Annotated in this window: 7 protein-coding genes; 5 read left to right on the top strand and 2 right to left on the bottom strand. The window is 71.0% G+C overall.

Going from position 1 to position 10,096, the window contains the following annotated elements; genetic code table 11:
• Window positions 1-786: 786 nt before the first annotated feature.
• The 4 genes from I6A81_RS45840 to I6A81_RS30525 all read left to right on the top strand — a co-directional run bounded on the left by I6A81_RS45840 (window position 787) and on the right by I6A81_RS30525 (window position 6,310).
• Window positions 787-1,470 carry a GIY-YIG nuclease family protein gene (locus I6A81_RS45840; protein WP_203002813.1) on the top strand — a complete coding sequence of 228 codons (684 nt, stop codon included), beginning with the start codon at window positions 787-789 and terminating at the stop codon, window positions 1,468-1,470.
• A gap of 415 nt (window positions 1,471-1,885) precedes the next feature.
• Window positions 1,886-4,597, top strand: a complete 2,712-nt coding sequence (locus tag I6A81_RS30535) for a tetratricopeptide repeat protein (protein ID WP_307875017.1) — start codon at window positions 1,886-1,888, stop codon at window positions 4,595-4,597.
• A gap of 607 nt (window positions 4,598-5,204) precedes the next feature.
• A complete protein-coding gene (locus tag I6A81_RS44145) occupies window positions 5,205-5,840 on the top strand; it encodes a phosphotransferase family protein (protein WP_307875016.1) in 636 nt (211 codons plus the stop codon).
• 47 nt (window positions 5,841-5,887) lie between these two features.
• Entirely contained in the window at window positions 5,888-6,310 is a 423-nt protein-coding gene (locus I6A81_RS30525) for a hypothetical protein (RefSeq protein WP_203002815.1), read from the top strand.
• Window positions 6,311-6,322: 12 nt separating this feature from the next.
• On the opposite strand, the gene I6A81_RS30520 is transcribed toward I6A81_RS30525, so the two are convergent.
• Window positions 6,323-6,922, bottom strand: coding sequence for a hypothetical protein (locus I6A81_RS30520; protein ID WP_238429015.1), 600 nt, complete (start codon window positions 6,920-6,922; stop codon window positions 6,323-6,325).
• Between the two features lie 39 nt (window positions 6,923-6,961).
• Here I6A81_RS30520 and I6A81_RS44140 point away from each other — a divergent pair, with 39 nt between their 5' ends.
• The gene (locus tag I6A81_RS44140; RefSeq protein ID WP_238429016.1) at window positions 6,962-7,231 is read left to right on the top strand and encodes a hypothetical protein; all 270 of its coding nucleotides are present in this window, start codon (window positions 6,962-6,964) and stop codon (window positions 7,229-7,231) included.
• A 51-nt stretch (window positions 7,232-7,282) separates the two neighbouring features.
• Here I6A81_RS44140 and I6A81_RS30515 read toward each other — a convergent pair whose 3' ends face one another.
• Window positions 7,283-10,096 carry an acyl-CoA dehydrogenase family protein gene (locus I6A81_RS30515; protein WP_203002816.1) on the bottom strand — a complete coding sequence of 938 codons (2,814 nt, stop codon included), beginning with the start codon at window positions 10,094-10,096 and terminating at the stop codon, window positions 7,283-7,285.

Raw genomic sequence — 10,096 nt, 5'->3', positions numbered from 1 at the left:
CCCGGCCGTCGCTGTAGGGCGTGGCGCAGGACTCCCTACCTGCCTATCGCATGGTGGGGCTTCAACCGAAGACCGGCACATGATGAGATCGTCAGATACTCGTCTGTATTCGTCCGCCAGCGTCCACCGGCCCAGGTCACACGCAGTCCGGATTCCGTGGACGTCCGCGCTCGTCCACCGCCATCCGCTGGCTTGGCTGCCGCTCTGGCTGCCAACCGCTGATCGACTCACCTGCTGCGGCGCCGACTGCCCCGCGCGCCGACCCGCGGGTTGGAGAAGAGGGTGAGTGGTCCATCAACGTCCGCGCGGGCGTCCGCCATCGTGTGGAGCCGTCGCGGTGGCGGTAAGGCGCGGGACACCACTTGGATCGTCATCGTCTCGGGCTCGCGGGCGGAGCCGTTGGGGCCGGCCGGTAAGATCGACCGGCGCGAGCGGACGAAGGAACGGCCACGCAGACCAACATAGACGGGCAGCGAAACGGCACGGAAGTTCAATGCATCGTGGTGGCAAGCAGGAGAGCGCTAGAAGGGGGAATAGGTGTTCGTGGGAGCGGGCCGGCGTGGGCGTGGGCGTACCATCAGAATCTTCCTGCCAGACGGTGTGCCGCAAGGGCTTCGGGTAATTGATCGCAGCGGCTCGACGGGCATCAGTCTTGCCTTCTCTCGCGCCGATTATCCAACAGCTAGGGCGCGGACTACGCTTAGCCAGACAGGCGTATATATCTTGCTCGGGCCCGATCCGATGGACGAGCGGCGCGAGCGAGTGTACGTCGGTGAGGCTGAGGAGGTGCGCGATCGCCTGGACCAGCACCAGAAGGAAAAAGACTTCTGGACAAGAGCCGTCGTCTTTACCGCGAAAGACAACTCGCTCAATAAGGCCCACGTCCGCTACTTGGAAGCTCGCCTGATTGAGCTTGCGACTGAAGCGAAGGTGGCGGTACTAGATAACGGAAACGCACCCCCAGCTCGGGATCTCGGTGAAGCCGAAGTCGCGGACATGGAATCCTACCTGGACGAGATTCTCTTGTTTCTTCCCCTCGTAAACGTTGGAGTCTTCGACGTTGTGCGCGTAGAAAGTGAGGCCATCGCCGCAGCCTCATCCACGCATGAACCTGACACGGTGAGGCTGGAAAGCGACGGGCTTCCATACTTTCTCTCAGCCCAGCTGACCAGTGCCGAGGCCCGTGATGGAGCGCGGGGTTTCGTGGTCCTTGATGGGGCGTTGGGGCGAGCCGCAACGAAGGTGATGAACCCTGCCTATCGTCAGCTCCGACAGCAGTTGATCGACGAAGGCGTTCTCATCCCACATGGAAATGACCAGATCCGCTTGACGAAGAATTACGTCTTCAACAGTCCGTCAAGTGCTGCAAGCGTGCTGACAGGCGGAAGCAAGAACGGTCGCACCGAATGGAAGGATCGCAACGGGAACACTCTAAAGCAGAATCAGGCTGCGTCTACTGAAACAAGCTAACCTTCCCCGGCCGCCGGTGATGCAGGCCCACTGCTCGACGCGTCCGCACCTGTCTGCGATCCGACTGCCGCTCCGGCCCCGCCAGGGTGCTCGTCGGGTCCGGCGTCGGGGCGCTTACGCCCGTCGGATCTCTGCCTTGCAAAGGCGCTTCGGCCCGTCCGCCGACGTCCGCGGGAGTCCGCTCGCTCGGTCCGGCCTCGGTGCTGGTTCCGTCGGTGGCCGCTGTGGTCCGCCGGCTGGGCTACACGGTTGGCTACATGCCGCCGGGTGGCGGTCCATGCGGACAGTGGATTTGGTGGACGGGGTGTCGGGTGATGGCGGTGTGGGAGTTGCCGGGGCTGGTGTGGTGCTCGGGGTGGGATGATGTTCGTTTAGGTGACGGTTCGTGTGACGTCGGCGCTGGCGGGGGTGGCCGGTGGGCGAGGGTCTGAGCGGTGTGCAGGTGCGTGCGATGGCTGAGCTGTTCCCGGGTGAGGCATCGGCGCGGTTCGTGTTGGGGCAGGCGGGGTTTCCGGCGGGTCGGTTTCCGTGGGGTGCGCCGAACGCGGTGTTGTTCTGGGGGTCGGTGTCGGGGGAGCTGCGCGCCGGCGCGGTTGTGGGGGGTACGGCGCGGCTGCTGGGGGCGGTGCGGGAGCTGTATCCGGGCAACGCCGTGTTCGCCGACGGCGTGGGGGCAGTGGTCTCGGGGCCTGGAGGGCGGTTGGCGTGGAATGTGCCGGGCCGGCCAGTGCGGTTCGTCGGGCGGGAACGGCTCTTGGAACGGGTGCACGGTGTGTTGTCGGGCGGCGGCCGGGTGGCGCTGGTGGCGTTGGATGGGATGGGTGGGGTGGGTAAGACGTCGGTGGCGTTGGAGTACGCGCACCGGTACGCGGACCGGTTCGACGTGGTCTGGTGGGTGCCGTCGGAACGCGTGGAACTTGTCGACCAGCATTTGGCTGGGCTGGCGGTGCCATTGGGTCTGCCGGTCGGGGCGGATGCGCGGGTGGTGTGGTCGGGGTTGGGATTGTTGGGGTCGTGGCTGGTGGTGTTCGACAACGTCGACGACCCTGAGAGTGTTCGGGCGGTGAGGGGGTTTGTGCCGTCGGCGGGCGGCAGGGTGCTGGTGACCTCGCGCCGCCGTTCGGTGCGGGCGCTGGGGGTGCCGGTGTCGGTGGGGGTGTTGGACCGGACGGCGTCGGTCGAGCTGATCGCCGACCGTGTGCCGGGGGTGAACCGGGCGGCGGCGGGTCGGTTGGCGGAGCTGATGGGGGATCTGCCGCTGGGGGTGGACGCAACCGCGGGCTATCTCGATGAGACCGACACGCCGGCCGAGGAGTATGCGGCGCTCCTGGCGGAGCAGCCGGGCAGTGCGGTCAAGGACGTGTGGCGGTCGTCGGTGGACCGGCTGCGGGTCGAGCTACCGGCGGCGGTGGAGCTGCTGGAATTGTCTGCTTGGTGCGACCCGGAACCGATCCCGCTGGACCTGTTCACCGATCATCCCGACCGGCTTGGCGGAACGCTCGCGCGGGTCGCTGCAGACCGGCGGGGGTGGTTGGAGACGGTCGGGGCGCTGGTCCGGTTCAGCCTGGCCCGTCGGGACGGGGACCGGCTGATCGTGCACCGCCTGGTGGGCGCGGCGGTCCGCGACGCGATGTCCGCGCAGAGTGTGGCGGGTGTCCTGACGACGCTTGCTGGCCTGCTGCGGGCCGTGCTGCCCGGCGAGATTTGGGGGAACCCTGCTGGCTGGCCGCGGTGGGAGATGCTGCTCCCGCACGTGCTCACGGTCACCGACCGCGGCCGGGACCGGTCGGTGCAGGCGCTCGACGATCTGTGCTGGCTGGCTGACAGAGCCGCAACCTACCTACAGGGGCACGGACAGGTTGCCGCTGCACTGCGTCTGTTCGAGCGGACCGTAGCGGACGAGGAGCGGGTGCTGGGTGTCGATCACCCGTCCACCCTGACCGCGCGGAACAACCTGGCCTACGCCTACCAGGCGGTCGGGCGGGTCGCGGACGCAATCGGCCTGGACGAGCGGACGGTGGCTGATCGGGAGCGGGTGCTGGGTGTCGACCACCCGGACACCCTCATGTCGCGGAACAACCTCGCCTACGCCTACCGGGCGGTGGGGCGGGTCGTGGACGCGATCGGCTTGTTCGAGCGGACGGTGGCTGATCGGGAGCGGGTTCTGGGTGTCGATCACCCGGACACCCTGATGTCGCGGGACAATCTCGCTGGCGCCTATCGGGCGGTGGGGCGGGTCGTGGACGCGATCGGCTTGTTCGAGCGGGCGGTGGCTGATCGGGAGCGGGTTCTGGGTGTCGATCATCCGGACACCCTGACCACGCGGAACAACCTCGCCAGCGCCTATGAGGCGGTGGGGCGGGTCGTGGACGCGATCGGCTTGTTCGAGTCGACCGTGGCGGACGCGGAGCGGGTGCTGGGCGTCGATCACCCGGACACCCTCACCGCACGGAACAACGTCGCCCACGCCTACCTGACGGTGGGGCGGGTGGAGCAGGCGATCGGCCTGTTCGAGCGGACGGTGGCGGACGCGGAGCGGGTGCTGGGTGTCGATCACTTGCACACCCTGATGTCGCGGGACAACCTCGCCAGCGCCTATCGGGCGGTGGGGCGGGTCGCGGATGCGATCGGCTTGTACGAGCGGACGGTGGCGGACGCGGAGCGGGTGCTGGGTGTCGATCACCCGGACACCCTCACCGCACGGAACAACCTGGCCTACGCCTACCTGACGGTGGGGCGGGTCGCGGAGGCGATCGGCTTGTACGAGCGGACGGTGGCTGATCGGGAGCGGGTGCTGGGTGTCGATCATCCGTCCACCCTGACCGCGCGGAACAACCTGGCCTATGCCTACCTGACGGTGGGGCGGGTGGAGCAGGCGATCGGCCTGTTCGAACGGACGGTGGCGGACGCGGAGCGGGTGCTGGGTGTCGATCACTTGCACACCCTGATGTCGCGGAGCAACCTCGCCAGCGCCTATCGGGCGGTGGGGCGGGTCGCGGATGCGAACAACCTGCACACGCAGGTTCTAGCCGACCTCACGCGGGTCTTCGGCGTCGACAACACCCATACGCGCACTATCGGTGCCAATCTCGCTATCACCCGCGAACAGGGGGTGTGCGCGAACTGATGCCGCAGGGTAACCACTGAAGGGTGCCTTGGCTGGCAGGCCGGGCGGGTCGGGCTGTCCGGTGAGCGAAGCGAACTGGATACGCGTGTGGGCTGTGCGCCGGTGCGGGGGTGTTTCGAGGGGAAGCCGGTCCGCCCCGCAGGCGCGCCAGCGCCGAGGAGCGGACTGGCGCGGCAGCATCCTCCAACGGGCGTGCGCAGTGGTGGGCGACTCGTTCCGCTCGTCGCCCCGTGGCTGGTACCTCGAACCCGGGAGTCCGCTGTCGGCCCTTCCGGTTGGGTAAGGCATGGCGGTGTGGGGTGTCGACGCGCCGGCGAGCATGGCGCGCCAGCGCCACGCGCAGCCGTCGCGCGGCGTAAGCCCCGCACCGCGCTTGATCTCAAAATCGAGCAATTCGGCAGTCTGCAGCGACGGCGACAGCGACGGCTACAGCGGTTGTCTCTGCTCGGCGAGCATGCCGTGTTCCGGCTCGACTCCCGTCGTCGTGCGGGTCGGGCGGTCGGTGGCCTATCTCGATGCGGCACGCCGAGAGCTGGCCGTCTCGGACTGGCTGACGGCTGGAAGCGTGCCCGTGGTCTAGGCGGCCGGCGTCGCGGTGGCTCAGCCGGTGGTGGTCGATGGGCGGGTGGTCACGTTCTGGACGGCGGCTGGTTCCGGCGATGACTACGGCACCGTGACCGACCTCGCGGCGATCCCGCGGCGGCTGCACGGGCTGGCCGCGCCGGTGGGTCTGGTGCTCCCGGAGCTCGACCCGTTCGCCCGGGTCGATGCGCGCATCCGGGCCTCGGGCAACGTCGCGGAACGGGATCGTGGGTTCCTGCTCGATCGGGTGGTCGAGCTGCGGAAGAAGTACGCGGATCTGTCGTTCGTGCTGCCGGTGGGGCCGGTGCATGGGGATGCGAACGTGGGCAACGTGCTGCGCGACGGGTCGGGGCGGGCGGTGCTGATCGACCTGGACGGCTTCGCCCACGGCCCGCGGGAGTGGGACCTGGTGTTGACCGCGATGTACGCGGACTCCTACGGGTGGCAGAGCGGCGAGGAGTACCGGGCGTTCGTCGACGGCTACGGCTTCGATGTCATGGCCTGGGCCGGGTATCCGGTGTTGCGGGACATCCGGGAGACGATGATGGTGATCTGGGTCGGGCAGAACGTGGGTGCGGAACCGCGGGCGGCGGCGGAGTTCGGCAAGCGCATCGCGGCGCTGCGCTTGGGGGCTAGTCGCCGTGACTGGGCACTGCTGTAGGAGATAACGCGTTGGGAGGGCGGTCACGGCCTGGTTAGGGTGCAGCGGTGACGGACGATCTCGACGTGGAGTTGAACCAGGTACGGGCGGAGCGCGACGCGCTCCGCCGAGAGCTTGACGATCTGCGGGCCGGTCTGCGCGCGGTGCTTCGTCTCCAGCGGCGTGAGCCGTTGCGTGAGGATGAGGTCGATCTGAGCGCCGGTACTGACAAGGAGATTCTGCGCGCCGTACGTTCCCTGGTGGTGGACGCGGTCCCGATCAGTGGCCAAGAAGCCTGCTGGGTGACCATCGACCGTCAGATCCTGGATAACCAGATCCTTCGGGGGATCGCGAAGATTCGCGAGGAGTTCGGCAGCGGGCTGCACGAAGCGCTCGACATGTTCGCGCGCCGTTATGAACGACTTCGGCGCGAACGGCCAGGCGACTTCGCCGTGGACGCTGAGACGTACTGGAAAGGCTTCTACTCCTGACCTCCGCCGCGGTCAGGTGATGGCCGGTTGCCAGAGTCGGTGGGCGGCGGCCTGCTCGACGAACCGCCGGGCCACCGACGCGCGCCCGACCCTGGCGAGTCGGCCGCGGAAATCGGTCACGTAGGCGGCGCATCGTGCGGACTTGAGCTGGTCGCCGATGGCCAACGCTTGGAGGGCGACGGTGCAGGCGGGTTCGGGGTCGCCGTGGTCGAGGTGGGCGTCGGCCAGGACCATGGCAGCGAAGAAGTCGGAGCGGGCGAAGGTGCCGTCGCTGGCGGCCTGGACGGAGCGGCCTGCCCAGGTGCGGGCGCCGGCGGCGCGGCCGAGGTCGCGCAAGCAGTGGCCGAACTCGGCGGACAGCTCGGCCTCATCGAGGTAGCTGATCCACGCCGGATCGTCGTCGGGGTTGCGGCGGCTGAACGCGGTTTCGGCAGCGGACATGGACATGTCGCAGGCGGCGGCGTCGCCACGGCCGGCGTGGGCGCGGGCCTCCATCGTGTGGAACTGCGCGGTCAGCGTCGCCGTCGCCACGCCCTTCGTACCGACCACCGCCGTGCGGGCCAGGCACGCGGCCTGGTGGAAGTCACCGAGGAACGTGGCCTGGTGGCTCATCGCGGACGGCACACTGCCAGCGAGCAAACGGTCTTCGCCGTGCTCGGCAAGGCGCAGGGCCTGGATGAGGTAGCGCTGTGCCAGGCCATGGGCTCCGGCGTCATACGCCATCCAGCCGGTCAACAGCATGGCCTCGGCAACGGCGGAGAACAGTTGCTGGCCGGTGGCGGTGTCGTAGCGGCCGTGGAGCAGGGCGGCGGCGTCGCCGGACAGGAAACCGATCAGGCCATGGCGGGCGTGGCCTCCGCCGTAGCGGTTGTCGAGGTCGGCAAACAGCGCGCTTTTACGTGCTGGTCGGATACTCCATGACCCGTGAGGCTCACCTGCTGACGGGCACCGACCTGACCGGCCGCTCGCTGGTCAGCGGCGCAGGTGACCGGCGATGGAGGCGCGGTGCAGTGACGCCGGGCCAAGCTGGCTCTCGGCGGCCTTGATGGCCCGGGTGTAGTGGTGCAGGCCGGCCTCGTCGAGGTGGCCCCAGCCGCCGCACAACTGGTGGGCGCCGGTGGCGACGCGCACCGCCGAGATCGTGGCTGTGACCTTCGCCGCCGCGACCGCGGCGAGCGGGTCGGTTCCAAGCACGCCGAGCGGCGCCTCGGCGAGCGCGCCAGCGGCAGCGGCAGCGGCGTCGCGGGCGGTAAGGACGTCGAGGTACAGGTCGGCTGCCCGCTGGCGGACCGCCTGCAGCGCGGCCAGTGGCTGGCCGTAGGCGACACGGGCGCCGACGCGGTTGACGGTGGCGCGCAGGAGGCCCGCCGCGAGGCCGGTCAGCTCTCCGGCCAGGGCCAGGCTCCCCACGGTTACCGCCGCCGTGAGCGCGGCGGTGGCGGGTCCGTCGTCTCCGGCGTCGCTGTCGTCGGCGAGCACCTGCTCGGGCTGGATGGTGACGTCGACCAGATCGAGGTCGCCGAGATGGTCGACGCTGATCGTGTCGTGGGTGGTCAGCCGCAGGCCGGGCGTCGACGCGGGCAAGGCCACGAGCAGGAGCCGAGGCCGGCCGATATAGGCGCCCGCGGTGTGGCCGGTGGCGCCACCGGCTTCGGCGCTCGCGTCGCCCCCGGCGTCGCCTCCGGCATCGCCGCCGGCGTAGGCGACAGCGCCGTCGTCGTAGCCGTCGTCGACGCGCCGCGCAGGTAGCAGGAACAGGTCGGCGCTGTCGGCGTAGGTCACGTACCGGGTCCGGCCCGACAGGCGCCAGCGCCCGTCCGGCGCGGGGTGCGCCACGACCGAGACGTTCGCGGGGAAGGGGGCGCCGGCCGCGTCGTGGGCGCACAGCGCGTAGCGGGTGGTTCCGCGGCGCAGCGCGTCGCGATGGGCCCGGCCCTGCTCACCCAGGACCAGCAGCGCGGCGTCGGCCTGGGCGAGCCCGGCGTGCAGCGGCAGCGGGCAGCGGGCGAGCCCCAGCTCCTCTGCCACCACCCGGGTCGCGGCCACGAGCTCGGCGGGCGGCGCCGAGGCAGGTGGCCAGATCTCGTCCAGCAGCGCGGACCAGAGCGCCCGGTCATACCCCGCGGCGGTGGCCTGGACCGCGGCCAGCTGGCCCAGGCGCCAGGAGCCGAGCAGCGCGCGGACCGCCTCGCGGCGCGGGTCCGCGTCGGCGAGCGGGTCGAGCGCCGGAGCCGCCGGAGCGGTTGAGGGCACCTGACCAGCCGGGGCAGTTGAGGGCGCGGGACCGGCCGGGGCGGCTGAGGGCGTCGGACCAGCCGGAGTGCCTGAGGGCGCGGGACCGGCCGAGGTGGCCAAGGGCGTCGGACCAGCCGGGGTGGCCAAGGGCGCCTGACCGGCCGGGGCCGCCGCCTGGTCCGGCGGGCCGGGCTCGGCGCGCCGGGGGCGGGCGCTCAGGCCGAGCGCGGCCGTGGCGATGCCGTCGCGGTGCAGCTCGTTCGTGCCGACGGAGACGGTGCCGTCGAAGCGGAACAGGTACTCGTGGGCGAACCGCCCGCCGGCTGGCGCGCCCGGCGCGGCCGGGCCGAACGGCGTCCCGGCGATGGTGCCCGCCGGCCCCGCCACCTCGGTCGCGAACTGGGCCAGCCGCTGGGCGTGCTCGGTGAGCAGCACCTTCGCGACCGACGCGGAAGCGCTGGACCGCTCGCCCGCCAGTTCCTCGGTGACCAGCCGGACCGCCGCGTGCCGGGCGGCGCGCAGCTCGGCCCACAGCGCCGCGAGCCGGTCGGCGACCAGCGGGTCGTCCAGCGGGGCCCGGCCACCGGCCGGCGCGTCGCTACCGGCCGGCGCCGCGCTACCGGCCGGCACCGCGCTCCCAGCCGGCGCCGCGCAGTACGCGCGGACGTCGTCGAACAGGCGCTGGCACCAGCCGAGGGTGAACATGCCGGTGCGTTCCTGCTCGACGGCGTAGGCGAGCTGGCGCCAGCCCTCGTCGCGGGTGCCCAGCAGGGCTCCGGCGGGCAGCGCGACGTCGTCGAACAGCAGGTCCCACAGGTCGTAGCCCGCCATGGTGCGCCGCGGGACGGCCGTCACCCCGGGCAGCGTGGTGTCGACGAGGAACATGCTCACGCCGCGGCGCGCGGGCGCCGTCGGGTCGGTGCGGGCGACGGTCAGGCACAGGTCGGCCCGGCCGCCGCCGGTGACCAGCGTCTTGTGCCCCGACAGCCGGTAGCCGCCGTCGCCGGTGGCGAGCGCGGTGCTCGTCAGGGACGAGAGGTCGTTGCCCGCGCCGGGCTCGGTGTAGGCGATGCACATCTCGATCTCGCCGCGCAGCATGGCCGGCAGCAGCCGGGCGCGCTGCTCCCGGTCGCCGAAGGCGACGACGGGCGGCGCGGCCAGGGTGACGGCCGTGTCGACGAGCGGGGCGTGGTGGTAGGCGGCCTCGTACTGGAAGACTGCGGTGAACGACGCGGGCCGTCCGCCGCCGCCCAGCTCGGCCGGCAGGCCGATCCCGAGCCAGCCGCGCCGGCCCGCCTCGCGTTGCAGGCACCGTTCGAAGTCCTCGTCGAGCCCGGTCCGGTCGGTCGGGTCGGCGTGCGGCGCGGTACGCGCCGGCGTGAGCGCGTCGGTCAGCCAGGCGCAGACCTCGGCGCGAAACGCCTCCGCGTCCGCGCCGAGCCCCGGCCCCTCGTGCCGACCGGCCCCATGCCCACAGACCTCGTGGCCGTCGACCTCGTGTCGACTGGCCTCGTCTCGACTGGCCTCGTGTCGACCGACCTGGTGCCCCAT

The sequence above is a fragment of the Frankia nepalensis genome, assembly GCF_016786325.1.
Taxonomy (GTDB): Bacteria; Actinomycetota; Actinomycetes; order Frankiales; family Frankiaceae; genus Pseudofrankia; species Pseudofrankia nepalensis.
Note: the sequence above shows the minus strand (reverse complement) of the source record. Positions and strands in the feature narration are given on the sequence as shown.

Excerpts from the sequence above, each read along its gene's own strand:
- I6A81_RS30515 (WP_203002816.1), bottom strand. The coding sequence starts at position 10,096 with ATGGGGCACCAGGTCGGTCGACACGAGGCCAGTCGAGACGAGGCCAGT.
- I6A81_RS30520 (WP_238429015.1), bottom strand. The coding sequence starts at position 6,922 with ATGAGCCACCAGGCCACGTTCCTCGGTGACTTCCACCAGGCCGCGTGC.